23 protein-coding genes and 1 pseudogene are annotated in these 26852 nt (G+C 70.1%); 15 read left to right on the top strand and 9 right to left on the bottom strand.

The features are described 5' to 3' along the window. The 6 genes from O3W51_RS24605 to O3W51_RS24580 form a co-directional block, all read left to right on the top strand. Positions 1 to 1164 (top strand): ABC transporter permease (locus O3W51_RS24605; protein WP_269287347.1); only part of this gene is annotated, 1164 nt, incomplete at its 5' end. Positions 1165 to 1186: 22 nt separating this feature from the next. Next, positions 1187 to 2179 (top strand): ABC transporter substrate-binding protein, encoded by a 993-nt coding sequence (locus O3W51_RS24600; RefSeq protein WP_138351828.1) that lies wholly within the window; start codon positions 1187 to 1189, stop codon positions 2177 to 2179. A 252-nt stretch (positions 2180 to 2431) separates the two neighbouring features. Then, on the top strand, positions 2432 to 4879 hold the full coding sequence (locus O3W51_RS24595; RefSeq protein WP_138351827.1) for a GcvT family protein: 2448 nt from the start codon (positions 2432 to 2434) through the stop codon (positions 4877 to 4879). Positions 4880 to 4893: 14 nt separating this feature from the next. Next, positions 4894 to 6126: a sarcosine oxidase subunit beta family protein gene (locus O3W51_RS24590; protein WP_138351826.1), complete on the top strand. Its 1233-nt coding sequence runs from the start codon at positions 4894 to 4896 to the stop codon at positions 6124 to 6126. A gap of 13 nt (positions 6127 to 6139) precedes the next feature. Then, positions 6140 to 9364, top strand: coding sequence for a sarcosine oxidase subunit delta (locus tag O3W51_RS24585; protein ID WP_138351825.1), 3225 nt, complete (start codon positions 6140 to 6142; stop codon positions 9362 to 9364). After that, a complete protein-coding gene (locus O3W51_RS24580) occupies positions 9357 to 9962 on the top strand; it encodes a sarcosine oxidase subunit gamma (RefSeq protein WP_138351824.1) in 606 nt (201 codons plus the stop codon). Before O3W51_RS24585 ends, O3W51_RS24580 begins: the two co-directional genes overlap by 8 nt. 122 nt (positions 9963 to 10084) lie before the next feature. On the opposite strand, the gene O3W51_RS24575 is transcribed toward O3W51_RS24580, so the two are convergent. Further along, positions 10085 to 12682 carry an alpha-N-acetylglucosaminidase gene (locus O3W51_RS24575; RefSeq protein WP_138351823.1) on the bottom strand — a complete coding sequence of 866 codons (2598 nt, stop codon included), beginning with the start codon at positions 12680 to 12682 and terminating at the stop codon, positions 10085 to 10087. A 137-nt stretch (positions 12683 to 12819) separates the two neighbouring features. On the opposite strand from O3W51_RS24575, the gene O3W51_RS24570 reads away from it, so the two are divergent. From O3W51_RS24570 to O3W51_RS24560, 3 genes are all read left to right on the top strand, one after another. Continuing rightward, complete coding sequence (locus O3W51_RS24570) at positions 12820 to 14121, top strand: ROK family transcriptional regulator (RefSeq protein ID WP_187144699.1); 1302 nt, start codon at positions 12820 to 12822, stop codon at positions 14119 to 14121. 278 nt (positions 14122 to 14399) lie between these two features. Continuing rightward, positions 14400 to 14684: a hypothetical protein gene (locus tag O3W51_RS24565; RefSeq protein WP_269287345.1), complete on the top strand. Its 285-nt coding sequence runs from the start codon at positions 14400 to 14402 to the stop codon at positions 14682 to 14684. 267 nt (positions 14685 to 14951) lie between these two features. After that, a complete protein-coding gene (locus O3W51_RS24560) occupies positions 14952 to 15335 on the top strand; it encodes a VOC family protein (protein WP_232485744.1) in 384 nt (127 codons plus the stop codon). Between the two features lie 73 nt (positions 15336 to 15408). Here O3W51_RS24560 and O3W51_RS24555 read toward each other — a convergent pair whose 3' ends face one another. Next, positions 15409 to 16377, bottom strand: a complete 969-nt coding sequence (locus O3W51_RS24555) for an ArsR family transcriptional regulator (RefSeq protein ID WP_138351820.1) — start codon at positions 16375 to 16377, stop codon at positions 15409 to 15411. Positions 16378 to 16433: 56 nt separating this feature from the next. On the opposite strand from O3W51_RS24555, the gene O3W51_RS24550 reads away from it, so the two are divergent. Beyond that, the gene (locus O3W51_RS24550; protein ID WP_138351819.1) at positions 16434 to 17747 is read left to right on the top strand and encodes an MFS transporter; all 1314 of its coding nucleotides are present in this window, start codon (positions 16434 to 16436) and stop codon (positions 17745 to 17747) included. 69 nt (positions 17748 to 17816) lie between these two features. Here the strand turns inward: O3W51_RS24550 and O3W51_RS24545 are convergent, their stop codons facing one another. Beyond that, complete coding sequence (locus tag O3W51_RS24545) at positions 17817 to 18353, bottom strand: protein kinase domain-containing protein (protein ID WP_244808943.1); 537 nt, start codon at positions 18351 to 18353, stop codon at positions 17817 to 17819. Positions 18354 to 18456: 103 nt separating this feature from the next. Between O3W51_RS24545 and O3W51_RS24540 the strand changes: the two genes are divergently transcribed. After that, positions 18457 to 19002: a DM13 domain-containing protein gene (locus O3W51_RS24540; RefSeq protein ID WP_138351817.1), complete on the top strand. Its 546-nt coding sequence runs from the start codon at positions 18457 to 18459 to the stop codon at positions 19000 to 19002. A 292-nt stretch (positions 19003 to 19294) separates the two neighbouring features. On the opposite strand, the gene O3W51_RS24535 is transcribed toward O3W51_RS24540, so the two are convergent. After that, complete coding sequence (locus O3W51_RS24535) at positions 19295 to 20314, bottom strand: aldo/keto reductase (RefSeq protein WP_198358499.1); 1020 nt, start codon at positions 20312 to 20314, stop codon at positions 19295 to 19297. A 393-nt stretch (positions 20315 to 20707) separates the two neighbouring features. Here O3W51_RS24535 and O3W51_RS24530 point away from each other — a divergent pair, with 393 nt between their 5' ends. Next, positions 20708 to 21112, top strand: a complete 405-nt coding sequence (locus tag O3W51_RS24530) for a VOC family protein (protein ID WP_232485746.1) — start codon at positions 20708 to 20710, stop codon at positions 21110 to 21112. 134 nt (positions 21113 to 21246) lie between these two features. Here the strand turns inward: O3W51_RS24530 and O3W51_RS24525 are convergent, their stop codons facing one another. Next, a complete protein-coding gene (locus O3W51_RS24525; protein ID WP_138351814.1) occupies positions 21247 to 21612 on the bottom strand; it encodes a hypothetical protein in 366 nt (121 codons plus the stop codon). Between the two features lie 304 nt (positions 21613 to 21916). Here O3W51_RS24525 and O3W51_RS24520 point away from each other — a divergent pair, with 304 nt between their 5' ends. From O3W51_RS24520 to O3W51_RS24510, 3 genes and pseudogenes are all read left to right on the top strand, one after another. Beyond that, entirely contained in the window at positions 21917 to 22585 is a 669-nt protein-coding gene (locus O3W51_RS24520; RefSeq protein ID WP_138351813.1) for a Type 1 glutamine amidotransferase-like domain-containing protein, read from the top strand. 68 nt (positions 22586 to 22653) lie between these two features. Then, complete coding sequence (locus O3W51_RS24515) at positions 22654 to 22995, top strand: helix-turn-helix domain-containing protein (protein WP_381588392.1); 342 nt, start codon at positions 22654 to 22656, stop codon at positions 22993 to 22995. 101 nt (positions 22996 to 23096) lie between these two features. Beyond that, positions 23097 to 23624 (top strand): annotated as a pseudogene (locus tag O3W51_RS24510) (phosphotransferase); the annotation flags it as partial. 10 nt (positions 23625 to 23634) lie between these two features. Here O3W51_RS24510 and O3W51_RS24505 read toward each other — a convergent pair. From O3W51_RS24505 to O3W51_RS24490, 4 genes are all read right to left on the bottom strand, one after another. Further along, complete coding sequence (locus O3W51_RS24505; protein WP_187144698.1) at positions 23635 to 24099, bottom strand: hypothetical protein; 465 nt, start codon at positions 24097 to 24099, stop codon at positions 23635 to 23637. 78 nt (positions 24100 to 24177) lie between these two features. Next, on the bottom strand, positions 24178 to 25026 hold the full coding sequence (locus O3W51_RS24500) for a class I SAM-dependent methyltransferase (protein WP_269287343.1): 849 nt from the start codon (positions 25024 to 25026) through the stop codon (positions 24178 to 24180). Positions 25027 to 25090: 64 nt separating this feature from the next. Then, positions 25091 to 25909 carry an LLM class flavin-dependent oxidoreductase gene (locus tag O3W51_RS24495; RefSeq protein WP_269287342.1) on the bottom strand — a complete coding sequence of 273 codons (819 nt, stop codon included), beginning with the start codon at positions 25907 to 25909 and terminating at the stop codon, positions 25091 to 25093. After that, complete coding sequence (locus O3W51_RS24490) at positions 25906 to 26763, bottom strand: alpha/beta fold hydrolase (RefSeq protein ID WP_138351809.1); 858 nt, start codon at positions 26761 to 26763, stop codon at positions 25906 to 25908. Before O3W51_RS24490 ends, O3W51_RS24495 begins: the two co-directional genes overlap by 4 nt. Positions 26764 to 26852: the final 89 nt, after the last annotated feature.

Raw genomic sequence — 26852 nt, 5'->3', positions numbered from 1 at the left:
CTGATCGACGCACCCGGGCTCGGCAAGACCGTGGTCAAGGCGTTGCAGTCGCTGGACGTCGGCACAGCGTTCAACGCTGGTCTCGCCATCGTCGTCATGGCCATCGTCCTCGACCGCGTTACGACGGCGGCGTGCGAGCGCAGCGCGACCGGGGTACCCTCAGCAGAGGGGAGTGGCCGGGCTCCCGGTCGCCTGGGCGGCCCGTTCGTGAAGTGGCGCCGGCATCTGCTGGTGGCGGGCGGCGTGGTGGCCGCGGTCCTGGTGTATCTGTCGCACACCTACGTGTGGGCGGCGGAGTTCCCCGGCGAGGGCAGTACCGGCAGCACCATCGCCAGTGCGGCGGACACCGTGACCACCTGGGCGCAGGACCACCTCTCCGGCATGACGAACGCCCTGCGTGACGCCGTCACCAACGGTCTGCTCAACCCCTTTCAGTCGCTGCTGACCGACTCCCCGTGGTGGCTGGTCGGCGCCGTCCTGGTCGCCGTCGGAGCCGTGCTGGGCGGCCGGCGGGCCGGAGTGACGGCCGGGGTGTGCGTGGCCCTGCTCGTCGGCACCGGCATGTGGTCGGACAGCATGACGACGCTGGCGTCGACCGCCGTGGCGACGGTGCTGGTGATGGCCCTCGGGGTCGTGGTGGGCGTCTGGATGGGGCGCAGCCCTATGGCCGACCGGCTCATCCGGCCCACTCTGGATGCGGCGCAGGTCATGCCGCCGTTCGTCTATCTGGTGCCGTTCCTCGCGCTGTTCGGGGCGACCCGGTTCACCGCGATCGTCGCCGCGGTCGTCTATGCGGCGCCCGTCACGATGAAGATCATCGCGGACGGGGTGCGGGCCGTGCCGGAGACCACCGTCGAGGCGGCCGCGGCTGCCGGGTCCAATACCTGGCAGATCATCACCAAAGTCCAACTGCCGATGTCACGCAGCGCCCTGGCTCTCGCTGTCAACCAGGGCCTGATCTACGTGCTGTCGATGGTTGTAGTGGGCGGCCTGGTCGGTGCGGGCGCCCTCGGCTACGACGTCGTAGCCGGTTTCTCGCAAGGAGAGCTGTACGGCAAGGGGCTGGCGGCGGGACTCGCCATCGTGTTGCTCGGCGTCATGTTCGACGGGATCACACAGGCGGCGGCGCGCCGTACCACGGCGGTGAACGGCCGTCGGCACTAGGCAGTCAAAAGGAGCACGACACATGGCAATACACCTCGTCGCGGGTACCCGTCCCGCGAGATGGCGCGCCGGCGCGGCCGGACTGACCGTACTGGGTCTCGCCCTCACCGCCTGCGGCGGTGCCAAGGTCGGTGACACCCCCTCCGCCGCGGGCAGCAGCTCCGGCGGTAAGTGCGGCACCTTCAATCTCGCCGTCAACCCGTGGGTCGGCTACGAGGCGGACGCGGCGGTCGTCGCCTACGTCGCGGAGCACAAACTCGGCTGTACGGTCAAGAAGAAGGACCTCAAGGAGGAGGTCGCGTGGCAGGGCTTCGGGACCGGTGAGGTCGACGCGGTCCTGGAGAACTGGGGCCATGACGACCTGAAGAAGAAGTACATCACCGATCAGAAGACCGCCGTGGCGGCCGGCCCGACCGGCAACAACGGGGTCATCGGCTGGTACGTACCGCCGTGGCTGGCGAAGAAGTACCCGGACATCACCAGTTACAAGAACCTCAACAAGTACGCGTCGCAGTTCAAGACCTCGGAGTCGGGCAGCCAGGGCCAACTGCTGGACGGCGACCCGTCGTACGTCACCAACGACGCGGCGCTGGTGAAGAATCTGAACCTGAACTTCAAGGTGGTGTACGCGGGCAGCGAGACCGCGCTCATCCAGGCCTTCCGGCAGGCCGAGAAGAAGCAGGAGTGGATCCTCGGCTACTTCTACGAGCCGCAGTGGTTCCTCTCCGAGGTGCCGCTGGTCAAGGTCGACCTGCCCCCGTACAAGGAGGGCTGCGACGCCGTCGCGGCGGCGGTCGCCTGCGACTATCCCGTGTACGACCTGGACAAGATCGTCAGTACCAAGTTCGCCGCGTCGGGCAGTCCGGCCTACAGCCTGGTCAAGAGTTTCTCGTGGACCAATGACGATCAGAACCTCGTCGCGAAGTACATCGCCGTCGACAAGATGTCGGACGAGGCGGCTGCGAAGAAGTGGGTCGAGGCCAATGGCGACAAGGTGGCCGCCTGGCTGAAGTGACCTGTCGGGTGGCGGGAGAAACGTTCCGTCGGCGACCTCCCGGACGACGTCCGGGGGAGCCCCACCTGACCACCGGCGTGACGCACGTCGGCGAGAGCACACCGCAGTGCCCGGAGAGCTGTTCCGACAGCCCTCCGGGCACTGTCGTTTGCCCCCTTGACACCTCCCGGAGGGACCGGCACATTGAGTTGCGCAACCTGAAGCTTGTTGCGCTGAAAGCAACTCGGACTGCTGTAAGGCGGAGGTGCGGCGATGGCGGGACCCCGAGTGGTCATCATCGGAGCGGGCGTCGTGGGAGCGGCGCTGGCGGACGAACTGTCCGCCGCGGGCTGGACGGAGATCACGGTCGTCGACCAGGGCCCGCTCCCCGCCACCGGAGGCTCCTCGTCGCACGCCCCGGGTCTGGTCTTCCAGACCAACTCCTCCAAGACGATGACCGAACTCGCCCGCTACACCGTCGAGAAGTTCTGCTCCCTCGACGTCGACGGCCAGCCCTGCTTCCTCCAGGTCGGCGGCCTCGAAGTGGCCACCACGACCGACCGCCTCACCGAACTCCACCGCCGCCACGGCTGGATCACCGCCTGGGGCGTCGAAGCCCGGCTGCTGAGCTCCGAGGAGTGCGTGGAACTCCACCCGCTCGTGGACCCCTCGCGAGTCCTCGGCGGGCTGCTGGTGCCCACGGACGGCCTCGCCAAGTCCGTGCTCGCGGTCGAGGCGCAGATCCGGCAGGCGAAGGAGCGCGGTGTCCGTTTCCTCGCCCGCCACGAAGTCCTCGACGTGCTGCAGAGCGACGGAAGCGTCAGCGGCGTCCGCACCGACCAGGGCGAGATCCCCGCCGACATCGTCGTGTGCTGCGCCGGCATCTGGGGCCCGAAGATCGCCCGCATGGTCGGCATGAACCTCCCGCTCACCCCGCTCGCCCACCAGCTCGCGTGGACCGGCCCGGTGCCCGCCCTGGAAGGCCAGACGGAGGAGGCCGTCCGCCCGATCCTGCGCCACCAGGACGCCGACCTCTACTACCGCGACCGCTTTGACCGTATCGGCATCGGCTCCTACGGTCACCGCCCGATGCCGGTCTCCGTCGACGACATCCGCTCGGTGCAGGCAGCGGACGCGGCCGACGAGATGCCGTCGGTGCTGAAGTTCACCGAGGGCGACTTCGCGGACGCCTGGACCGAAACGCAGTCCCTCCTCCCCGCCACCCGCGAAGCCAAGATCGAGGAGGGCATCAACGGCCTGTTCTCCTTCACCACAGACGGGCTTCCCCTCCTGGGCGAGTCACCGGAGGTGAAGGGCTTCTGGGTCGCCGAGGCCGTCTGGGTCACCCACTCCGCCGGCGTGGCGCGGGCCGTCTCCGAATGGCTGGTCGACGGCTACTGTTCCTCCTTCGACCTGCACGAGTGCGACGTCAACCGGTTCGAGCCGCACCAGCTCTCCCCGGAGTACGTCCTCGCCCGCGACTGCCAGAACTTCGTCGAGGTGTACGACATCCTCCACCCGCTCCAGCCGCCGGGCGCCCCGCGCCCGATCCGCACCAGCCCCTTCTACGGACGGCAGCAGGAGCTCGGTGCTGTCTTCCTCGAGGCGAACGGCTGGGAGCGCCCCCAGTGGTACGAGGCCAACGCCGCACTGGTCGAGGGCCGTTCCATCCCCACCCCCAACGACTGGGCCGCCCGCTACTGGTCCCCGATCGTCGGCGCCGAGGCCCAGACCACCCGCGAGACCGTCGCGATGTACGACATGACGGCCCTCAAGCGCCTGGAGGTCAGCGGACGCGGCGCGGCGGCCTTCCTGGAGCGGCTGTCCACCGGCAAGATCGACAAGTCCGTCGGCTCGGTGACGTACACGCTCCTCCTGGACGAGGACGGTGGCATCCGCAGCGACGTCACGATCGCCCGCCTCGCCCGTGACCTCTTCCAGGTCGGCGCGAACGGCAATCTCGACCACGACTGGTTCACCCGCCACCTCCCGGACGACGGTTCGGTCGCCGTCCGCGACATCACCCCCGGCACCTGCTGCATCGGCCTGTGGGGCCCGCTCGCCCGCCAGGTCCTGCAGCCGCTGGCCGACTGCGACTTCTCCAACGACGGCCTGAAGTACTTCCGCGCCAAGCGCGCCCACATCGGCTCCGTGCCGGTCACAGCGATGCGGCTGTCGTACGTCGGCGAACTCGGCTGGGAGCTCTACACCACGGCCGACCACGGCCTGAAACTCTGGGACACGCTGTGGGCCGCCGCCCGGCCGCTCGGCGGCATCATCGCCGGCCGCGGAGCCTTCAACAGCCTGCGCCTGGAGAAGGGCTACCGCTCCTTCGGAACCGACATGACCTACGAGCACGACCCCTACGAAGCCGGCGTCGGCTTCGCCGTCAAGCTCGACAAGCCCGACTTCATCGGCAAGGCGGCCCTCGAGCGTCGCAAGGCGGAGGTGAAGCGCCGCCTGACGTGCCTGACGATCGACGACCCGTCCGCCGTCGTCATGGGCAAGGAACCCGTCTACGACGGCGACCGCCCCGTCGGCTACGTCACCAGTGCCTCCTACGGGTACACCATCGGCAAAGGCATCGCCTACGCCTGGCTCCCGGCCGAGCTCGCCACCCCCGGGCACGTGCTGCACGTCGGCTACTTCGATCAGCGGGTCGCCGCGCAGGTCGCCGACGAGCCGCTGTTCGACCCGTCCATGTCCCGCCTCCGCGGCTAGTCAGGAGACGCCCGATGAGCCCCCGCACCCCCGGCGCCGATCTCCCCGAGCACCCCGACTGGCTGTGGCGCACGCCCGAACCGAAGAAGTCGTACGACGTCATCATCGTCGGCGGCGGCGGACACGGCCTCGCCACCGCCCACTACCTGGCCAGGAACCACGGCATCACCAACGTCGCGATCCTGGAGAAGGGCTGGCTCGCGGGCGGCAACATGGCCCGCAACACCACCATCATCCGCTCCAACTACCTCTGGGACGAGAGCGCCGGGATCTACGAGCACGCGCTCAAGCTCTGGGAGGGCCTGGAGGAGGAGCTGGACTACCCGATCCTCTTCTCCCAGCGCGGCGTACTCAACCTCGCCCACAGCCTCCAGGACGTGCGCGACAGCGTCCGCCGCGTGGAGGCCAACCGCCTCAACGGCGTCGATGCCGAATGGCTCGACCCGCGGCAGGTCCAAGAGGTCTGCCCGATCGTCAACATCTCCCCGGACGTGCGCTACCCGGTGATGGGCGCCACGTACCAGCCCCGCGCGGGCATCGCCAAGCACGACCACGTCGCCTGGGGCCTCGCCCGCTCGGCGGACGCCGCCGGCATCGACATCATCCAGAACTGCGAAGTCACCGGCATCGACATCGCCGGCGGCCGGGTGATCGGGGTTCAGACCACCCTCGGCCCGATCGCGGCGGGAAAGGTCGCGCTCTGCTCGGCGGGCCATTCGTCGGTCCTCGCCGCCATGGCGGGCTTCGAGGTGCCGCTGCAGAGCCATCCGCTGCAGGCGCTGGTGAGTGAGCTGCTGGAGCCCGTCCACCCCACCGTGGTGATGTCCAACGCCGTGCACGTCTACGTCAGCCAGGCCCACAAGGGCGAGCTCGTCATGGGCGCGGGCATCGACTCGTACAACTCCTACACCCAGCGCGGCGCCTTCCACATCATCGAAGAGCAGATGTCCGCCGCGCTGGAGCTCTTCCCCGTCTTCGCCCGCGCGCACGTGCTGCGCACCTGGGGCGGCATCGTCGACGTCAGCCCCGACGCCTCACCGATCGTCGGCCTGACCCCGGTGGACAACCTGTACCTCAACTGCGGCTGGGGCACCGGTGGTTTCAAGGCCACCCCCGGCGTGGGATGGGTCTTCGCCCACACCATCGCCCACGACGCCCCGCACCACCTCAACGCCCCCTTCTCGCTCGACCGTTTCACCACCGGCGCGCTCGTCGACGAGCACGGCGCGGCCGCGGTAGCCCACTGAGGAGCCCGAAACCATGCTGCTCATCCCATGCCCCTGGTGCGGACCCCGCGACGAGGCCGAGTTCCACTACGGCGGTCAGGCGCACCTCGCCTACCCCGAGGACCCCTCGGCCCTGACGGACGAGCAGTGGGCCCGCTACCTCTTCTTCCGCGACAACCCCAAGGGGCCCTTCGCCGAGCGCTGGATGCACTCGGCGGGGTGCCGCCGGTGGTTCAACGCGGTACGTGACACGTCGACGAACGAGTTCATCGAACCTCGCTGCGGGCAGACCGCTCCGCGTGGCGAGCGCGGTGAGTTGGGGGAGGGTGGGCGCAACACGACCACCGGCCCGCAGCCGACCACGAAGCCTGGGGGTCCAGAGGTGGAGTCCCCGGTTTCGGAACGGGACCGGGCGGGGGAGACCCAGCCGTTCCGGCGCGCCACCGGTGGCCGCATCGCGCGCAGTGACCGGCTGGCGTTCACCTTCGACGGAGTCGCCTACGAAGGCCATCCCGGCGACACCCTCGCCTCCGCCCTCCTCGCCAACGGCGTCATCCGGACCAACACCAGCATCAAGCTCGGCCGCCCCCGCGGCATCTTCTCCGCCGGTGTCGAAGAACCCAACGCCGTCATCCAGATCGAGGAGCCCTTCCCCGAGCCGATGCTCCCCGCGACGACCGTCGAGCTGTACGACGGCCTCGTCGCGACCGGCCTCCCCGGCAGGGGACGGCTCGCCACCGAGCCCGACCCCGCCCGCTACGACGCCGTGCACGCCCACTGCGACGTGCTGATCGTCGGCGCGGGTCCGGCCGGACTGGCCGCGGCCGCGGCCGCCGCCCGCAGCGGTGCCCGCGTCATCCTCGCCGACGACCAGCCCGAGCTCGGCGGAAGCCTCCTCAGCACCGGCCGGCTCCCCTCCTGGCCGGCCGAGGTCGCGGCGCTGCTCGAAGCGAGCGCGGACGTACGCGTCCTGCGCCGCACCACCGTCTTCGGCTACTACGACGACAACCACCTCCTCGCCGTGGAGCGCCGCACCAACCACCTTGGCGCCCACGCCCCGGACAACGTCTCCCGCGAGCGCGTCTGGCGCATCCGCGCCCGCCGAGTCGTCCTCGCCACCGGTGCCCACGAGCGCTCCCTCGCCTTCGCCGACAACGACCGCCCGGGCGTCATGCTGGCCGCTTCAGCCCGTAGTTACGTCAACCGCTACGGAGTCGTCCCTGGGCGCAGGGCCGTCGTCTTCACCACCAACGACAGCGCCTACGCCGCCGCCCGTGACCTCGCCGCCGCGGGCGTGGACGTCGTGGCGATCGTCGACACCCGCCGCGAGCCGGGCGCGCAGGTCCCCGGTGTCGAAGTCCTTGCGGGCCACGCGGTCATCGGCACACAGGGCGGGGACCGCCTCACCTCGGTCACCGTCGCGCCGTACGGATCGGAAGGGCCGGACGGATCGCAGGGATCGGGCGGGTCCGACGCACCGCAGCGCGAGTTCACCGCCGACCTGCTCCTGGTCTCCGGCGGCTGGAACCCCGTGGCGCACCTGTTCAGCCAGGCCGGCGGCAAGCTCCGCTACGACGACGCCCTCGGCTCCTTCGTCCCCGACAGCTGCCGGCAGGCGGTCGAGGTGGCGGGCACCGCCAACGGCGTCTTCGACCTGGCAGCGGTCCTCGCCGAGGGCGCCGCGGCCGGCATCCGTGCCATCGAGGCCGCGGGCTACCCGGCTGCGACCTCCCAACTCCCGCCGGTGACAGCCGAGCCGGCCTCCCCGCCCGCGCACGTCCATGTGGTCCCGGGCGCCGCCGAGGCGTCGAGCTTCGTCGACCTTCAGCGCGATGTCACCGTCGCCGACCTCACGCGGGCCGCCGGCACCGGGATGCGGTCCGTCGAGCACACCAAGCGCTACACCACCGCCGGCACCGCCAACGACCAGGGCAAGACCTCCGGCGTACTGGCGTCGGGCACCGTCGCCCACCTCCTCGGTGTCGACATCTCCGTCCTCGGCACGACCACCTTCCGGCCCCCGTACACCCCGGTCTCCTTCGCCACCCTCGCGGGCCGCGACCGAGGTGTCCTCCACGACCCGGCCCGCCTCACCGCCCTCCACCCCTGGCACACCGCTCACGGTGCGCGCTTCGAGAACGTCGGCCAGTGGAAGCGCCCGTGGTACTACCCGCTGTCCGGGGAGGACATGGAGACCGCCGTCCTGCGCGAATGCCGTGCCGCCCGCGAGGGCGTGGCCTTCATGGACGCCTCCACCCTCGGCAAGATCGACGTCCAGGGCCCGGACGCCGGGGTCTTCCTCGACCGGATCTACACCAACATGATGAGCACCCTGAAGGTCGGCATGATCCGCTACGGCGTCATGGCCCGCCTGGACGGCATGATCTTCGACGACGGCACCGCCATCCGCCTCGCCGACGACCGCTACATCGTCACCACCACCACGGGCAACGCGGCCGCCGTCCTGGAGTGGATGGAGGAGTGGCTGCAGACGGAATGGCCCGACCTGCGGGTCCGCTGCACCTCCGTCACCGAGCAGTGGGCCACCGTCGCTCTCGTCGGTCCCCGTTCCCGTGAGGTCCTCGGCGGCCTGGCCCCCGGCCTGGACGTGCAGAACGACAGCTTCCCCTTCATGGCCTGGCGCGACACGACCGTCGCGGGCATTGCGGCCCGCGTCTGCCGGATCAGCTTCTCCGGCGAGCTGGCCTACGAGATCAACATCTCCCCGTGGGACGCCCTCGCCCTGTGGGAGGCGCTCGACGAAGCGGGGACCCCGTACGGGATCACCCCGTACGGCACCGAGACCATGCACGTCCTGCGCGCGGAGAAGGGCTACCCGATCATCGGCCAGGACAGCGACGGCACGGTCACCCCGCAGGACCTCGGCATGAGCTGGGTCGTGTCGAAGAAGAAGCCGGACTTCGTCGGCAAGCGGTCCTACAGCCGCGCCGACACCCTCCGCCCCGACCGCAAGCACCTCGTCGGGCTGCTCCCCGAGGATCCCAGCGCCTTCCTCCCGGAGGGCACCCACCTCGTCGCCGACAGCGTGCTCCCGGCACCTCCCGTTCCGATGCTCGGTCACGTCACCTCCAGCTACCGCAGCGCCGCCCTCGGCCGGACCTTCGCGCTCGCCCTCATCAAGGGCGGCCGGGACCGCATCGGCGAGCGGCTCTACGCCCCCGTCGGCGACCGGCTGATCCCGGTGACCGTCGCCAGCCCCGTCCTCTACGACCCCGAGGGAGCCCGCCGCGATGGCTGAGACCGCCACCCGGACCACCCGCCACAGCCCCCTGGCGCACGCCGCCGACCGCTTCGCCGCCGCCACCCGCACCTCCAGCGGCGATCTGCGCCTGGCCGAACTCCCCTTCCGCACTCAGCTCAACGTCCGCCTCGACCCCAAGGGCCCCGCCGGCGACGCCGTCGGGCTCGCGCTCGGCCTCCCGCTCCCTCTCGAACCCGACACCGCGGTACGGGCCTGTGACGCCGTCCGTGACCTGGCCGTCCTCTGGCTCGGACCCGATGAATGGCTCGTCGTCGGCCGGCCCGGCACCCAGCAGGACCTGGAGAGCCGGATCCGTGCGGCCATCGGCGAGGAGCCTGCCGCTGTCACCGACGTCTCCGCCCAGCGCACCACCCTGCTGGTCGCCGGCCCCCGCGCCCGCGACCTGCTCGCCCACGGTTGCTCCCTCGACCTGCACCCCCGCGCCTTCGGCCCCGGCCGCTGCGCACAGACGACGCTCGCCCGCGCGCAGGTCGTCGTCGTAGGCCGCAAGGGAGGCTTCTGGCTCCTCGTCCGTTCCTCCTTCGCCGACTATGTCGCGGACTGGCTCCTCGACGCCGCCACCGAATACCTCTGAGAACGGGCCCTGACCCCGGAGCCGGGACACTGGCGGGCGGCGCCCGCCAGTGTCCCGGCTGGCGACGCCGGCTCCATCACCGCAGTGCAGACGGACCTGGGATGAGGGGGGTGTCGTGGACCTCAGCTCGGCAGCGACCAGCGCTGGTTGACGTTGCCGGTGCACGTCCAGATGATCAGGGCGGTGCCGTTGGCGGAGCTGCCGCCGCCGGCATCGAGGCACAGGCCGGACTTGGTGTTCCGCAGCGTGCCGTCGCTCCTTGGTGTCCAGGCCTGGGCGGGAGTGCCGTTGCAGGTGTAGAGCTGCACCACGGTGCCGGGGGTCACGGCGCCGCCCCTGACGTCCATGCACTTGCCGTTGGCCCGCAGGGTGCCGTCCGCCGAGACGGTCCACCTCTGGGCAGTCGTCCCATTGCAGCCGTACAGCTGGAGCGGCGTGCCGTCGGCCGTGCTGCCGCCCGTGATGTCGACGCAGGCGCCGCCGATTCCGGTGATCGGGCCCGACGGTGCGATGGGCGGAAGGGCGTCCCTGACGTGCTGGGCCAGCGCGATCGGATCGCCGGAGGGCGAGGTGCTGTAGCTGTTGGTCTGTCTGGCCCAGCTGTCGTCCATCGCGAACCAGTCGATCGCCACCGGAGCAGTGCCGCCGGTGAGTGCGGTGTCGAGCGAGGCGAAGTACGCCGCCCACCGCTTGGCGTAGAGATCGGAGATCAGGCCGCCCCACTCACGGCTGGCGTAGTCGTGCACGCCCGCCTCGCTGGCCGCCCTGTCGCCCCAGGTGGTGAGGATGGACCGGGCGTCGTACTCCAGTTGGCTCTTCTCCGCGGCGGTGGCCCCCGACGCGCGGGCGCTCGTCAGCCACGTGCCCAGCAGGAACGCCGGGTCGCTGGAGACGAGCTGGTCGAGCAGGGCCTCATCGCCCTTCCATTCGGTGACGAGACCGCGGAACTGGGTCAGGTTCTTCGCCGTGTAGGCGGCGTTGATCTGCGGCAGCAGTACCCGGCTGCGGTTGGCCAGTGCCTGGCGGGCGACGTCGACCAGGTCGTACCGGTAGGCGGTCGAGGCCTGTTTGTCCGGGGCGACCTGTAGCAGTTCCGCCAGTGCGTTCTGCACGGTGGCCGCGTCGTAGCGCATGCCGTCCGGGCTCCACTCCGCAGCATGACTCGCGGTGCGCCCCGGGCGCGCGGTGAACAGGCTGTCCTGCGGCTCGCTCCAGGTACCCGACGCGGTGCTGTACGGGCCGCGGCGCAGCAGCTCCCAGGCCGCAGCTGCGTGAGCGTCGGCGCCTCCGTAGCGGCGTGCCGAGTAGTCGGCGAACCAGGCGGTCCGGTCGATGGGGCCCGGTTGCCAGGCCAGTTCGGTGAACAGGTCGAAGGAGGCGGGGTTGCCGCCGGTCCCCTCCGGCAGATAGGCGATGCCCTGCAGAGCACTGTTCTTCTTGCTGAGCCACTGCTGGAATCGGCTCACCCAGGTACTGGTGTTGGCGCCGATGCTGGTGTGGCCGCCGAAGTTGTCGATGGCGCCGAAGGCGTACGGGGTGCCGCCCCACGCGGTTTCGCGGTCGAGGTTGTCGTAGCGGTCGGAGAGACCGTCGACGATCAGCATGCGTGCCTTGTCAACACCCTTGAGCACAGCGGCAGATGGGTTGTTCTGCCAGCCGAGGATGACCCAGGTCGCGCCCGGGTGGGCGGTGTCCAGGGCGTGTTGGACCGCGGTGGCGGCGTCGGTCACGTTGACGCTTCCGGGCAGCCCGCCCTCGTGCAGCAGGTCCATCTTGTACAGGGTGCTGTCACCGAACCGGGTGCGCTGCGCGGCGTAGTAGGCGGCGGCGACCCGGGTGAAGACGGCGTTGGTGGGGTCGAGCCAGTCGGGCCGCTGGAAGCCGACCCAGTCGCCCTGCGCCACCACCTTGGCGCCGGGATTCCTGTCGGTGAAGCCCGGTGGCACGGTGCCGTAGTAGCCGGGCAGCACCGGAGTCATGCCCAGCGCGCGGAGCTGGTCCGTGATCTGCCGGCCCTCGGCCGCGCGGGCGTTGATCAGCTGCTCCGAGACGGGTCCGCCGAAACCGGACATGTTCTGCAGCAGCCACCAGCCCTGGTGCGCGGGGCCCGGGATCCACGATCGCAGCTCGGCGCCGCTGTAGCCGAAGCTCTGCAGCGCCTTGTAATAGGGGTACTCGGCGCCCATCTGGACGAAGACCTCGTTGACGCCGTGCAGAGCCAGCACGTCGATCTCGTGCTGGTACGAGGCGAAGTCGCGGTAGGCGCCGGAGTAGCCGTCGTCGGTGTCGTTGAGGGCGTACCGGTGGGGGACCGTCGCCGAGCGGGTGACCGGGTCCGGCACGGCAGGCAAGGCGGCCGGGAGCTTGCCGAGGCTGTCACCGGGCCAGCCGATGTCCACACCCGCGACGTGCTCCAGGTACCAGCCGACGCCGGTGAGCAGCGTGGCCGGCGAGGTGCCCGCGACCGTGATGGCGCCGACCGAACCGGAGAGCGTGAAGGCGTCGCCGGAGGCCGGCTTCGGCACCGGCACGAGGGAGAACTGCGCTGCTGCCCGGGCCGGCAGCAACCGGGACAGGGCTGCGCTCGCCGGTGCGGGGTCGAACGCGGCTGAGACGGAAGGGGGGTTGGGATTCGCGTGTGCGGTGGGATCTCCGTACATCGACGCCGTCAGCAGGACGATCGACGAGAGCGTTGCGCGGGCGCTGGATTTCCATCTCATGCGAGGCCGCCTAGTCCGGTCGGGTTCCGCGAGGTGTTAGTAACGAACCGTTCGATACTATGGAAGCCCTGAAGTCGTCCGTCAAGGGGTCGCGGGCCCGATCCCGGCTGCGACACTGTGTCCGGGAGGGTGATCTGATGCCGTCAGAGCTGGCAGCGACCGGACCGCACGTGCTGCGGCGGATCAACGGACAGGCGGTCCTGACGGCGCTTCGGCAGGCCGCGGGCGGTACGGCCCGGGTCTCCGAACTGGCCGCGGCGACCGGCCTTTCGCGCCCCGCCGTCACCAGGGCGCTGGCCGATCTGGGCAACGACGGGCTGGTGGGCCCGCTGGACGACGGCACCGGCACGGGAACCGGCAGCGGCGAGGAGGGCCGGCCCGGCAGACCTGCCCGGCGGGTCCGGTTCCGTTCCGAGATGGGGCATGTCGCGGGCGTCGACATCGGTCCGCACAAGGTGCTGGTCCTCATCGCTGACCTCTCCGGCGAGATCCTCACGACCCACCGCGCCACCGTCCCGCCCGGCGCGGACGCACCCCAACTCGTCGCCCTGGTCCGCGAAGGGCTGACGGAGGCGGCGCGGCGGGCGGGCCTGGAACCGACCGACCTGTGGGCGGTCTGCGCGGGAACGCCCGGCATCGTCGACCGCGAACGCGGGGTGGTGCTGAAGGCACCGAGCATCCCGGGCTGGGCCGGGCCGGCGATTGTGCCGGAGCTGCGCGAGTGGCTCGGCTGCCCGGTCCTGCTCGACAACGACGCGACCCTCGCCGTCCTGGCCGAGCTGCGTTACGGTCCGGCCCGGGAGACCCGCAGCATGGTCCTCGTCCACTGGGGCGAGCGGATCGGCACCGGCATCATCATCGACGGCGTACCGCTCCGCGGGGCCTCGGGGGCCGCGGGCGAACTCGGCTTCCTCGACCTGTTCGCCCGACTGGACTCGCCGACGGAACCGGTGACGCTAGTGGAGCCGTCCGACGGATCGCAGCTGCCCGCCGACGGCATGGGACCGTTCGAACGACTCGTCGGCGCGGCCGAGATCCGCCGCCTCGCGGCAGCGGCGTACACCGACGCCCGGCGCGCGGCACCACCCGGACTGACGGACGGCCGCAGCGGCCTGGCCCCGCTCTTCACCGCGGCCTCCGACGGCGACCCGGTCGCCCTGGCCGTCGTCGACCGGGTAGCCGCCCGCTTCGCCCGCGGCCTGGCCGTCCTGCTCCTTCTCCTCGACCCCGGCCACCTGGTGATCGGCGGTGGAATCTCCGAGGCCGGCGACATCCTCCTCGACCCGATCCGCCGCCACCTCAAGGGCCACACCCTGGTTCCCACCGTGATCGACGCCTCCCAACTGGGCGGCCAGGGCGTGGCCCTGGGAGCCGTCCGGCTGGCCCTGGAAGCCGCCGAATCCCGCCTGGGCCTCACGCTGCAGAGCGGACAGGGCTGAGCGGCCGCAGGGATGCAGCGGTCGAAGGCGGCGGGTCGCCGCGTGTAGGTGGTCGCTGTCTTTCGTCGTCCAGGCCGAGCGGCAACTCCCCGAGCCTGACGACGCCATGAAGCGCCGCGACGGCCTTGCTCGCTCCGTGACGGGATACTTCCCGACCACCCCCCCCGTTCGGCAGGCCGCACCTCCTGACCTAAAGTGCCATCAGCTCCCGGCGGGAGCGAGCGGAGGCCCGCTGGACGATGCCGGCCCCGGAACACCTTCGACCTGGGACGCAGCCTGTGCATGACGAGGACGAGCCGGTCTTCAAACGAAGCAACTGGGGAACCAGTCGTTACTACTACAACCCCCGAAACCCCCTCGGCCTGGCCCTTATCGTCGTCAGCGTGGTCTTCGCCGCGACGATGTTGATCCTCATGGCCAATCGGGCAGGACCGTTCAAACCACCGCCTGCCCACGCACCGTGGAGCCCGCCACCGTACGACTACTCCTGGCCGCCACCTTCAGCCGGCCCCACGCCCTGGCCGTCCCTGCCGCCGGTCACCGACACGCCCGGTGGCCACTGAGTCCACCCGCTGGGCGGGCAGGGCTTTGACTCCGACGACGGCCGGCGCTTCTCCGGTACGGGAACCTGTCGGCCCGGTGCGGGAGGTGGTGCACCGTCAGGTCCTACTCTTCCGGCTCCCAGGCGCGGAGCAGGTCGATCAGACCCGCGTCTCCCAGGTCTGTGCGTCACCCGGGGACGCATATGAACCCACGATCAGATGGGCCGGGGGCCGGCATCGTTGTGCCTGTTCCTGTGCCTGTGCCGGTGGCCCGGGCTAGGCTCAGGCATGCGATCTCGAACAGGCGGTATGTGGTGGGGCACCACGATCGAAGCGGCGGACCCCAGTCGCTTGGCGAGGTTCTACGCCGAACTTCTCGGCTGGCATATCGGGCACGAGGAGCCGGGAACGGCCATCGTCGCCGCCTCTCCGCAAGGGCCGTTCTTCGTGTTCCAGCAGGCGGAGGGCTATCGGGCTCCGGTGTGGCCACCGGTCGACGGCGCCCAGCGCCCGATGATGCACTTCGACTTCCAGGTCGGAGACCTGGACTCAGCGGTCGCCGAGGCGGTCGCCCTGGGCGCCACCGTGGCGGAGTTCCAACCGCAGGAGAGCGTCCGGGTGCTCTTCGACCCGGCCGGTCACCCCTTCTGCCTGTGCCGCGATGGTGATTAGGCCAGGCAACGTTGGCCCTTCTGGCGGCTTCGCGTAGGCGTTCGGCGGCGGATCATGCTGCAACACCAACGGTCTAGTCCCCGGCTGTCAGCAGTGCCTCTGCCACGCTCGTCCGCGCGTAGAGCACCAGGCGTCCCGTCCGGTGGGCCGTGACCAGGCCGGCTGCTCGCATGGCCGTCAGATGCTGTGATGCGCCACCGGCGGTCAGGCCGGTCCGGGCGGCGAGGTCGGTCGTGGTGGCGGGGGTCGTGAGATGGGCGAGGAGCAGGGTCCGGGAGCGGCCGAGGACGGCGGACAGGGCGGTCGGGGTCGGGACGGTGCGGGGGTTCCAGAGGGTGCCGACGCCGCGGGGCGGGTAGCGCAGGGTCGGCTGCCAGGGGTCGTAGCCGATCGTGGAGAAGATGCGCGGCCAGATGAAGGCCGAGGGGCACAGCAGCAGGCCGCGGCCGTCCAGGGTGCGCTCGCCGCTGACGAAACGGTGCGCCAGGTTCAAGGTGCCGGAGTCCCAGCCGAGTTGGGGGTCGAGGTCGTCGAAGAGACGCCGGGCGCCGCCCTCGGCCAGGAGTTGGGCGCGGTGCAGGATGTCGCCCTCGAGGAGGGTACGGATGCGCGGCCAGTGCGGGGCGATCGCCACGTCCCAGTAGGCGGCGATGGTGTCCGCGAGCCGGCCCAGGCCGCGCTCCGGGTCTGCGCGCAGGGCTTCCACTCCCGGCTGGGCCGCGTCGGAGGAGGTCCGCAGGAGGTCGAACGGGGTCGCGCGCAGCGTCGCCAGTTCCACGTCGAGGGAGGGCTGCGGGGTGGTCGGCGGCGGGACCAGAAAGCCGGGGATGCCGTACGTGGGGACCTGGACCAGGGCGGAGAGCGGAGCCAGGTCCAGCTTCGCGGCCGCGAGGCGGGGGCGGACCTGGTCGGTCCAGCGGCGGTGCAGGCCCTGTTCATCGGCGCCCTTGAGGACCCGCACACTGGCCACGACCTCCCACAGGGGAGAGACCGCGAAGCGGGTGCGGGCCACGTCCTCGGCCGTGAACTCGATCTGCAGCATTTTGTTCACGCTAAATCATTGGGGCGCGCAGCGAACCGTGGGGCACTTTGTGCGCCATGTTCAGATCACCGGCCCGGCCACCGAGCACCGCGAGCTCCCTGTGGCAGATACCCGACTTCCGCGCCCTGTTCACCGCGACCGCGATCAGCCAGTTGGGCACCAACATCGCGTACGTCGCCGTCCCGCTGCTCGCCGTCACCGCACTGGACGCGAGCGCCGGACAGGTGGGCCTGCTCGCAGCCCTCGGCACGGCCGCTTTCCTGTTCATCGGGCTGCCCGCTGGGGCCTGGGTGGACCGGATGCGGCAGCGGCGGGTGCTGATCGTCGCGGATCTGGTGCGATCGGTGCTCTTCGTTTCCGTTCCGGTGGCCTGGTGGCTGGATCGGCTCACTCTCGGACAGCTCTACGCCGTGGTGCTGCTCAACGGCTGCGCGACCGTGTTCTTCGATGTCGGCTCGCAGACCATGCTGCCGCAACTGGTGAGCCGGGACGGACTGGTGCGGGCCAATGCCGCGATGGTCGGCCTTCAGGCCGCGGGCAATGTCGCGGGCCGCGGCGCGGGCGGCGGTCTCGTTCAGCTGCTCACCGCGCCGTTCGCGGTGGCGTGCAGCGCCGCCGGGTATCTGGCCTCGGCGATCAGACTCATGGGCGTACGCACATCACAGCAGACCCCGGCCCGACAAGATCGCACCACATCCCTGCGTGCGGAGATGGCCCGGGGCCTGCGGCACGTACTGGGCAACCCGGAGCTGCGGGCCCTCGCCTTCACCGCAGCCGTGCTCAATCTCGGTGCGGTGATCGTGAACACCCTGCTTCCGATCCTGTTCGTGCGGGAACTCCACCTGCCCGAGGGAGTACTGGGCCTGTACTGGGCGATCGGCGGTGTCGGTATCTTCCTCGGCGCCCGCACCGCCCGCGCCATCGCCGCGCGCCTCGGCTACGGCCGCACCCTCGGACTCGTCGGCCTGTGTCTGGCCCCCGCAGCCCTCCTCGTGCCGCTGATCGACCGCGGCGGGTGGCTGTATGTGGCGGGCGCCGGCTGGCTTCTGGTCACCTTCAAGATGGGCGTCGACAACGTGCTCGGTGTGAGTCTGCGCCAGCAACTGACCCCGGACGCCCTCCTCGGCCGCATGAACGCCACTTTCCGCTTCCTGCTCACCGGCGCCATCGCAGTCGGCTCCGCGGTGGCCGGGATGCTCGGCGAGTTCGCCGGACTGCGCACCACGCTGTGGGTGGGCGGCGGGCTGATGGCCGTCGCGTTCCTGCCGGTCCTCCTGTCCCCGGTCCGCACCCGCACCGAACTGCCTCAGCCCCCTCAGCCCGACCGCCGGAGTGAGCCCCAGCTCGTCCAGGAGGGGAAGCCCGCCTGAGGCATTCACTCAAGCCAGACCATTCGGCTTCGCTCCAGCGCCGGCGGGGACACCGCACCCGTCATCGCCTTACGCAGTGGACGCGTTGTGCAGATCGACCATCGGGCGCACGGGCGGCGGCAGCCGGTCCCCGGCCGACGATCCCTTCACGGAGAGCTGCTCGACGACCTCGGTGGGGGTCGGCCGCCGGGTGGGGTCGTGGTCGAGGCAGCGGGTGACGAGTTCGGACAGGTGGGACGGCAGCATGGCGAGGGCGGACTCGAGGGATTCGCCGACGATGATGTTGCTGGATTTGAGGTCGCGGTGCACGATCCCGCAAGCATGGATGCCTTCGAGGCCGTCGGCGACACCGATGGCCAGGGTCTGGACGGTCTTGGCGGGGAGCGCGCCGTGCCGGCGCAGCACGTCATGCAGCGAGGGGCCCGGGATGTACTCGGTGACCAGCCAGGGCGGCTCGCCGTTGGGATCAGCGGCGACCACCGACGCCGTATGGAATCCGCCGACCCGGCGCGCGGCCTCGATCTCCCGGCCGAACCGCTTGCGGAACGTGGGATCGGCGGCCAGCTCCGTCCGGACGACACCGCACCCACGTAAGACTTTCGTCATCAGCGTGAGGGCGCACCAGGACCCCTTGTTCCGCTTAGCTGGATGGCACAAAGGGGCGCAGGGGATCCGGCCTCTTCGAAGAACGAGAGAGGGAATCAGCATCATGCGCGCGGTCACTGCACTGCTCACTTTTCTGAAGAAGCCGCTGGGCATCGCGCTGTCCAGCGTCGCGGTGCTGCTGCTGGCCGTGAGCCTGTACTGGTTCCAGCCGTGGAAGCTGTGGGTGGACGAGACGGTCAACGACGCGGTGCCGACCGCCGCCCCCGCCAAGGCCGATGGCGGGCGGGCGATGCCGTCAGTCCTTGCGACCGGCGAGCTGATCAGCCACGAGCACGCGACGAAGGGTTCTGTACGCATCATCCAACTCGCGGACGGAAAGCGGACGTTGCGTTTGGAGGGTCTCGACACCAGCAATGGCCCCGACCTGCGGGTCCTGGTCACCGACGCTCCGGTGAAGAAGGGCACGGCGGGCTGGCGGGTCTTCGACGACGGGAAGCACGTCAGTCTCGGCAAGCTCAAAGGCAACAAGGGCGACCAGAACTACGACCTGCCCGCCGACATCGACCTGGCCACCTACACCAGCGTCAGCATCTGGTGCGACCGATTCGACGTCTCCTTCGGTGCGGCGGAGCTGAAGCGCGCGGCGTGAGTCACCCGTCGGCGGGGCGCTCCACGGCCCGCCCGCCGTCTCCGGACGGCCGGCGGGTGGTGGCTCGGGGCTGCCCGTCAGCCGACCGCGGCCGTCCTTGGCTGTTCCCGGTGCGCCCGGGCCGTGGCCATCAGTTGAACGAGCGAAACCGGCGCGGGCGGCGGCGCTCAGCTTCGTTCACGAGCACCCCGCCGGCTGCCCCGGCCTCCTGGTACGCGCGGGCGGGGAACGCATCGGGCAGCACCGGTAGTCGGGATGCCTCAGGCGCCGCCCGCGAGAGTGGGCTCGGCGGTCAGCGGCGCCGCAGTGCCGGGTCGAGGAGCGCGGGCGGGGTGTCGTTCTTCTCGTGTGCGGCCAGGTCGGTGCCGGGGGCGACGACGGCATCGATGGCGTCGAGTACGTCGGCGGCGAGCACGGTGTCGGCGGCGGCGAGCTGCGAGCGCAGGTGGTCCAGGGTGCGGGGGCCGATCAGTGCGGTGGTCACGGCCGGATGCGCGGTCACGAATCCGAGTGCGAGCTGGATCAAGGTCAGGCCGGCCTCGTCGGCGACCTTGGCCAGCTGCTCGACGGCATCGAGCTTGGCCCGGTTGGCGGGTATGGCGGTGTCGAAGCGTTGCGGCATGAACGTGGAGCGGCTGGTGGTGATGTCCTTGCCCTCGCGGATCGCGCCGGACAGCCAGCCCGAGGCCAACGGACTCCACGCCAGCACCCCGAGCCCGTACTGCTCGGTCACGGGCAGCACGTGGGTCTCGATGCCGCGCTGCAGTATCGAGTAGCTGGGCTGTTCGGTGACGTAACGGCGCAGGTGGTACTCGCGAGCGGCCCACTGGGCCTGCACGATGCGGTACGCGGGAAACGTCGAGGAGCCGAAGTAACGGATCTTTCCCGCGCGCTGCAGGTCGGTCAACGCCGACAGCGTTTTCTCGTCATCGGTGCTCGGGTCCCACCGGTGGATCTGGTAGAGATCGACGTGGTCGACACCGAGACGGCGCAGACTGTTGTCCAGCTCGGTGACCAGCCAGCGGCGCGAACTGCCCTGACGGTTGCGCTCGTCACCCATCGGCAGGCTCGCCTTCGTGGCCAGCACGATGTCGTCGCGACGGCCGGCAATGGCCTTGCCGACCAGCTCTTCCGACTCGCCGCCGCTGTACGCGTCGGCGGTGTCGATGACGTTGATCCCGCCCTCAAGGGCGGCGTCGACGATGGCGGTGACCTCGTCCTGGGTGGTGCGCCCGATCCTGCCGAAGTTCATCGCGCCGAGTGCGAGGGAGCTGACCTGCACACCGGTGCGGCCCAAAGTGCGGTACTGCATGACCGTGTTCCTCCATTGCGGGTGAAGCGTGGTGGCAATACAGGGCTTGGCCGTCGGGCCGCTGCGGCCCCTGTGGCCTCCGCGGCCCCTGCTCCGACATCGTGAGCAAACGGAACCGCGTTCCGATTAACGATACGGAACGACGTTCCGCTTTGGCAAGCCGGCGGCCGGCCGAGGATGTGGCGCGGGGTACGGCGGCGACCGTGATGGGCGGCCGCTGGGCGCCCCACCGCAGTCGGGTCGCGTTCCTGCCGCGCACCCACGGACATGTGTCCGAGTGGCTCAACCCCGAGTGGCCGCGACGTGTGTCCGTGAGGCCGGCGTCAGCGGTGGGTCCTAGCCTCGTCCTCTAAGGACCAACGTCATCACCCGGAGGGCAGCACCATGGCCTCGATGCCGCAGAAGATCACCACCTTCCTCATGTTCGAAGGCAGGGCAGAGGAGGCGCTGACCCTCTACACGTCGCTGTTCGAGGACTCAGGCGTCGTCGACATCACCCGCTACGGGGCTGACGGCCCCGGTGAGGCGGGCACGGTTCAGCACGCCACGTTCTCGCTCGCCGGACAGCGGTTCATGTGCATCGACAGTTACGTCAAGCACGAATTCGGGTTCACCCCGGCGGTGTCGCTGTTCGTCAACTGCGACACCGAGGCCGAGCTCGACCGCCTCTACGCTGCCCTCGCCGACCAGGGCACGGAGCTCATGCCGCTGGGCTCGTACGGCTTCAGTACCAAGTTCGGCTGGGTGAACGACCGCTTCGGCGTCTCCTGGCAGCTGAATCTGCCCGAGGGGCAGTGACCTGGCGCGTGCTGTCCTCGTCAGGGGCGGGGCGGGTTGTCCTCGCCGTACAGCGCGACGAACTCATCGCGCGCCTCCGGCGGCGATGAGTTCGCCGTGCTGCAGCGGGACGGCCATCGACCTCTATGGCGTACTCACGCGCCCTCGTCGTCCGGGGAGTGGGGGATGTCGAGTCCGGCCACATCATGACCGAGCTGCTGCAACCCGCGGGTGACGAGGTCTGCCTCGTGCCAGAGCCGGGCGTACTCCTTCCGCAGGTCCTCGAGACCGGTCACGTACAGACCGCTGGGCTTGTCGCCGACCTGGTCCCAGGCCGCCTGGGCGGTCGCCTCGGCGATGTGTTCGTCGGTGGTCCCGGTGACCTGCCATCGGCTCAGCTGGTCCGCAGCGCCCGACGTGCCGACCGCCACCTGCCGATCCAGGTACCCGCTGACCGCCGTTCGGGCGGCGGCGAGCGCGTCCGGCGGTCCGTTCGCGGCGTTCTGCGACGGATGCGTCATGCCTCCAGAATATCGGTGATTGTCCAGTAGTGCCTGGGCGGCGGCGCCACCGCGGGCCGCTGAAGCAGGCCATCGAACGCGGTGTCCGCAAGGCCTGGCGGCCAGGACCGCGGGTGGTGGCGATCAGCGTGGGGACACCTGGTCATCGGCTGCACGCCGATCGCTGCGCGCGAGCACCGAAGCCCGGCGCCCGGCCAGCTCGTTCCCGGCGGCCGAGTGCCTGTTTCCGATGCCGTCATGCCAGGACAGTCATGGTGATCAAGAGTTCGTTGCGCGCGCCTGTCGGCCGTGGTTGGCTCGCCGGATGGAGCTTCTGTTGACGTCGAGCGGGCTGCGCAACGAGACACTGCAGGATGCGCTGCGGGACACACTGGGAAAGCCGTTCGGGTCGGCGAACGTCGCATACATTCCCACGGCGTCCCTCGCCGAGCCCGGGGACCACGGGTCGCTCGTTGCGGACATGAGCAGGCTGCACGGTCTCGGCTGGCGGGAGTTCGACGTCCTGGAGCTGAACGGCCTGCCCCGGCGGATGGTGCTCGACCGGCTGCTCCACGCCGACGTCATCTATGTCGAGGGCGGCAATCACTACCACCTCGCGCGCAGCATCACCAACAACGACCTGGCCGGCGGCTTCCTGGAGGTGCTGGAGAGTCGGGTGTATGTGGGAGTGAGTGCCGGATCGATGATCTTCAGCCGGAATCTCACCGAGCACTCCGCCGACGTGATCGGGGACGCTGCTGACCTCCATGTGCTCGGCGCGACGACCGTGGACCCGCCGTTCGGTCTCTTCGACTGGTACCTGAAGCCGCACCTGAACTCGCCGGATTTCCCGGAACGGGACGAGGCCTGGGCTGATCGCATCGCCGCGCGGGCGGACTTCCCGATCTACCTCATCGACGACGAGACGGCTGTTCGCGTCAGTGACGACAAGGTGGACGTCATCTCCGAAGGCCGGTGGCGGTTTCATCCGTGACCCAACGCTTGGTGCGGAGCCTGGGGCACGGGGTGGTACGGCGCTCAGCGCCTGATCCTGAATCCGGCATGCAAGGACCGCTCGCGGGCCTCACCACGTGGTCTGGATCAAGGAGAACTGAATCTGACGCGGCAACCGCCGGGCGGTGTTCGTGGGGCCGTGCATGGTCCGTCCGGGCACTGACCCGGCACTTCACCGAGCAGCTGGGCATCAGCCCCGGACGCTGGCTGCTGGACCGGCGGATCGCCGCCACCCGGGCCCTGCTGGAGGAGACCGACCTGCCGGTGGAGACCATCGCGCGCCGGGTCGGCCTTTCCTCGGCCGTCAACCTGCGCCGGCGCTTCCACGAGGCCCTGCGCACCACGCCTGCCGCCTACCGGCGCGCCTTCCGCGTGGACAATGCCGGGTAGGGGGCTTGTTCGGGGCGGCGGACCGTTCTGGCTCGCCGCCGGGCACGACTCGGGTTCGCCCGCAAGCCAGGCAGGCCGGTCCCCAACTACCGTTGCCCCTCATGACAGCCACCGAGATGGACATCAACGGGGAATTGATCCGGGATCTGCTGCGTGAGCAGCATCCGGACCTGGCGGATCGCCCCTTGAAGCTCGGAGCGCGAGGCTGGGACAACCAAGTGTGGCGCCTCGGCGACGACCTCGCCGTCCGATTGCCCTGGGCGACACAGTCCGCGGACGCGCTGCTGCGCAAGGAGCACGCTTGGCTGCCCATCCTCGCCCCGCACCTTCCCCTGCAGATTCCCGTCCCGCAGCGCCTCGGTGAGCCGTCCGAACGGTTTCCGCGGCCCTGGCTCGTCACGACCTGGGTGCCGGGCGAGCCTGCCGACCGCGCCCCCGCCCCGCGCGCCACGGAAGCGGCCGTCACCCTGGCCGCCTTCTTGACAGCCCTGCACCGACCGGCCCCCGACGGGGCGCCCGCGGGCCGAAACCGCGGGGGATGTCCTGATCGTCTTCGCCTTCGCCCAGCGGCACTTCGTGGAAGGGCTCGCGCAGACAGGACTGAAGGGATGAGAGGCGGGTGCGCGTCGCGCCGGCCCGTTACTCCAGGCGGCGTCTGATCGTGCGCATGAGGTCGACGGCTTGGTCCTCGGTGACGGTCTCTCCGGGAGTGGTGGATACGAAGCTGGTCAGGCGCAGGCAGTGGTCCTTGTACGGGCCGCCGACTCTCACGACCCCGTCGCTCGTGCCCTTGTAGGCATTGACATCCAGTTCGTCGGCTATGCGCGTGCCCGGTTCACCGCACTGGGCTCTGCTCTTGTTGACCTTGAGCCACACCACCCAGGTGCTGAGGGCTTGAGGCTGCCGCCAGTGGCATTCATAGCCGTAACTGCCCTCGATGACATCCGATTTTACCTTGGCGCCGATCGCCTGCTCGACCTCTGCGGTGGTCAGCAGGTCGCACGGGCTCGTCCAGGCCACCGACGCCGAGTCGGAGTCCCCGCCCCCGCAACCGGCCAGCACCACCATCATGGAAGCGGCCAGGACCGCCATCGCTCTTCGCATACTGGATTTTGGCATCGTCGCTGTTCCCATGCGGTGCTTTCGACAAGCCCCGTCCGGGACGGTGGTGCGTCGTGCTGGTCAGTGGCGGTGGGCTGTGATGATCCAGGCACGGGAGTCGAAGTACACGCCGTTGCCGGTGTCGTGGGCGGCGAGGGTGGCGCGTAGCCGCGTGCGTGCCTGCTCAGCGGTCGCGGCGTCGAGGTCGGCCAGCAGGTCCTGGAATTTCAGCAGGCGCAGCACATTGTCGAAGGCGGTGACGGTGTCCGGGCCGTAGTAGACAGGCTCGTGCACGTCGGTGAAGGTGACGTCCGTGAAGCCGGCCGCCGTCAGGATGTCTTCCGTGCTGCCCGGGTCGGCGAGGGAGAACGCGTCCCGACCGGGGGCGGGCGGGATGGGTGCGGCGGTTGCGGCAGTGAGACTTTGGCGGATCGCTGACGCCCATTCATTGCGGTCGCGGTCCTGCCAGACCAGCAGCACGAGGCGCGCTGCGGGACGCAGAGCGCGCCCGATATTGGTGAACGCGGCGACCGGGTCGGCGAAGAACATCGTTCCGAACCTGCTGATACAGAGGTCGAAATGCGTCAGTGGGAAGGGGTGAACCTGGGCGTCCGCCAGTTGGTAGCTGACGTTGGGCAGTGCCTGCTCGTCACTGAGCTGACGGGCCCGTTCGAGCATGGGTGCGGAGACATCGACGCCCAGCGCGCTTCCGGCGACGGCGGCGCGGGCCGCCTCGCGCGTGGTCTGGCCCGTGCCACAGCCGATGTCGAGCACTCGGTCGTGGGAGCCGACCCGGGCAGCGGCGCGGAAGCGCTCGTTGTACAGCCGCAACTCCGCGTCGTAGTCGAAGAGTTCGGCAGCTCCGGTCGCGTGCTCACCCGCGGCCGGCTCGGAGCTCGGCGGTGTCTGGGTTCCCTGCTGGTCGGACATCACGGTCACCGTATCCTCTCGATACCGATTTCGACATGTTGTCGGTCGTGCGGATGTCGATGTCTCAAGGCTCTACCGGGCCGTCGCGCAGTACGCCTCGCACCTGGTCCAGCGACACCGTTTCCGGTGGGAACTCCGTCAGCCACCAGGTGGCTCCCGCTGTGGCGTAGGGCGTCGGATCGGCGCCGGGTGGGAGGGCGACGGCGATGTCGTACGGGGTCGTCCGTCCCCGGCGGAGCTCGGTGACGGTGGCGACGATGTCGGCGAGCTGGTCCGGGTGTTCGAGATTGACCGGGAAGAAGCCGTCGTGCCCGGCTGCGCGGCGCAGCGGTTTGACGTTGCCGGGAAGCCCCGCCACCCACACCGGCACGCCGGGCCGCTGCACCGGCCGGGGGAGGAAGGAGATGCCGTCGACGGTGTAGTGCCGGCTGTGGTGGTGCACCGGCTTGCCGGACCATGCGGCGGTGAGGATCTCCAGGGACTCGTCGACCATCTGCCCCCGCCGGCGGTCGTCGAGTTCCTCGCCGGTCGCGCGGAGCTCGTCGGCGAAGCGGTCGCTGCCGAGACCGACGCCGAGGGTGAGGCGGCCGCCGCTGAGCCGGTCCAGCGTCGCGGTCTCCCTGGCGACCTTGGGGGGCCTGCGGCGGGCTAGAGGGGTGACCATGGGGCCGAGCCGAAGGTCCTGGGTGGCGGTGGCGATCGCGGCCAGCGTGATCCAGGGGTCGGCCACCTGCCGGATCGGCGCCCGCCAGCGCAGGTGGTCCCATACGGACACGCCGTGCCAGCCGGCCTCCTCCGCCTCGGCGGCGAGATGTGCGACCACCATCGGTTCGGCGAGATCGTCGAAGATCGGCAGCCAGAGGGCCGAACGCAACCGGGTCATGTCCGGCCGCCTGTGGTGTGCCGGATCAGAGCGGGTACGAACACGTCCCACAGCGGCATCGGGAGGTCGTGCCCCGCGCCTTCCAGGACCAGCAGCTGAGCGCCGGGAACCGTGTCGCGCAGCGCCTGCCCGTGGGGGAGTGGGAGGAACGGGTCATGGTCGCCGTGCACCACCAGAGTGGGCGCCTTGATGTCGGCGAAGCCGTGGGACGGCCCGTCGAAGGTCATCGCGTAGTGGTTGGTCAGGGTGGACGCGATGTTGCGTGTGCGGGTCACGTCCCGCTCGACCAGCGCACGCGTGGCGGTTTCGTCGAAATAGGGCGAGCCGCCCGAGTACGCCTTTGCCGAGGCGAAGACGAAGTCCACCACCGCGGCGTGATCGGCGGGGTCCGGGTCGGCGGGGGTGTTGTCGGTGAGCTCGGCCGACGGCGGTGGGAGGTGGTCGTCGCCCGTGGACGTGGAGACGAACGTCAGTGACGCGACCCGGTCGCAGTGGCCCACTCCGAGAATGAGCCCGATTCCGCCGGACATGGACCGGCACACGATGTGGGCGCGCTCGATGTTCAGGGCGTCCAGGATGCCGAGTGCGTCCCCGGCCAGGTCGGTGAACGTGTAGCCCGGGTGCCCGGGCGGGTAGCTGGTGGATCTGCCGGTGTCCCGGTTGTCGTAGCGGATCACGAACCGGTCGCCGTGTGCGAGCTGTTCGCACAGTTCGGCTTCCCACCAGAGCATGGAGGCGGCCGCACCATCGATGAGGAGGACCGCCGGGTTCGCGGGGTTTCCGAAGGTCTCGACGCACAGCTCGATATCGCTGATTTCGACGAGCTTCTCGCCGTGGGAAAGGTTGTGGGTCATGAACCCCACGCTAGGCCAGGCCATCCATCGCGAAAAGCGATAGAATCCGATCGAAGCAATCACGATCAGCGATGTCTATGAGCTCCGAG

This window comes from Streptomyces sp. H39-C1, assembly GCF_027158125.1.
GTDB classification, from domain to species: Bacteria; Actinomycetota; Actinomycetes; order Streptomycetales; family Streptomycetaceae; genus Actinacidiphila; species Actinacidiphila fildesensis.
Note: the sequence above shows the minus strand (reverse complement) of the source record. Positions and strands in the feature narration are given on the sequence as shown.

Bases quoted from the DNA above. Each gene is read 5' to 3' on its own strand.
- O3W51_RS24575 (WP_138351823.1), bottom strand. From the start codon at position 12,682: ATGAGATGGAAATCCAGCGCCCGCGCAACGCTCTCGTCGATCGTCCTG.
- O3W51_RS24580 (WP_138351824.1), top strand. From the start codon at position 9,357: ATGGCTGAGACCGCCACCCGGACCACCCGCCACAGCCCCCTGGCGCAC.
- O3W51_RS24535 (WP_198358499.1), bottom strand. From the start codon at position 20,314: ATGCAGTACCGCACTTTGGGCCGCACCGGTGTGCAGGTCAGCTCCCTC.
- O3W51_RS24550 (WP_138351819.1), top strand. From the start codon at position 16,434: ATGTTCAGATCACCGGCCCGGCCACCGAGCACCGCGAGCTCCCTGTGG.
- O3W51_RS24530 (WP_232485746.1), top strand. From the start codon at position 20,708: ATGCCGCAGAAGATCACCACCTTCCTCATGTTCGAAGGCAGGGCAGAG.
- O3W51_RS24560 (WP_232485744.1), top strand. From the start codon at position 14,952: ATGCGATCTCGAACAGGCGGTATGTGGTGGGGCACCACGATCGAAGCG.
- O3W51_RS24515 (WP_381588392.1), top strand. From the start codon at position 22,654: ATGCAAGGACCGCTCGCGGGCCTCACCACGTGGTCTGGATCAAGGAGA.
- O3W51_RS24495 (WP_269287342.1), bottom strand. From the start codon at position 25,909: ATGACCCGGTTGCGTTCGGCCCTCTGGCTGCCGATCTTCGACGATCTC.
- O3W51_RS24505 (WP_187144698.1), bottom strand. From the start codon at position 24,099: ATGCGAAGAGCGATGGCGGTCCTGGCCGCTTCCATGATGGTGGTGCTG.
- O3W51_RS24545 (WP_244808943.1), bottom strand. From the start codon at position 18,353: ATGACGAAAGTCTTACGTGGGTGCGGTGTCGTCCGGACGGAGCTGGCC.
- O3W51_RS24595 (WP_138351827.1), top strand. From the start codon at position 2,432: ATGGCGGGACCCCGAGTGGTCATCATCGGAGCGGGCGTCGTGGGAGCG.
- O3W51_RS24540 (WP_138351817.1), top strand. From the start codon at position 18,457: ATGCGCGCGGTCACTGCACTGCTCACTTTTCTGAAGAAGCCGCTGGGC.
- O3W51_RS24570 (WP_187144699.1), top strand. From the start codon at position 12,820: ATGCCGTCAGAGCTGGCAGCGACCGGACCGCACGTGCTGCGGCGGATC.
- O3W51_RS24520 (WP_138351813.1), top strand. From the start codon at position 21,917: ATGGAGCTTCTGTTGACGTCGAGCGGGCTGCGCAACGAGACACTGCAG.
- O3W51_RS24585 (WP_138351825.1), top strand. From the start codon at position 6,140: ATGCTGCTCATCCCATGCCCCTGGTGCGGACCCCGCGACGAGGCCGAG.
- O3W51_RS24500 (WP_269287343.1), bottom strand. From the start codon at position 25,026: ATGTCCGACCAGCAGGGAACCCAGACACCGCCGAGCTCCGAGCCGGCC.
- O3W51_RS24525 (WP_138351814.1), bottom strand. From the start codon at position 21,612: ATGACGCATCCGTCGCAGAACGCCGCGAACGGACCGCCGGACGCGCTC.
- O3W51_RS24590 (WP_138351826.1), top strand. From the start codon at position 4,894: ATGAGCCCCCGCACCCCCGGCGCCGATCTCCCCGAGCACCCCGACTGG.
- O3W51_RS24600 (WP_138351828.1), top strand. From the start codon at position 1,187: ATGGCAATACACCTCGTCGCGGGTACCCGTCCCGCGAGATGGCGCGCC.
- O3W51_RS24490 (WP_138351809.1), bottom strand. From the start codon at position 26,763: ATGACCCACAACCTTTCCCACGGCGAGAAGCTCGTCGAAATCAGCGAT.
- O3W51_RS24555 (WP_138351820.1), bottom strand. From the start codon at position 16,377: ATGCTGCAGATCGAGTTCACGGCCGAGGACGTGGCCCGCACCCGCTTC.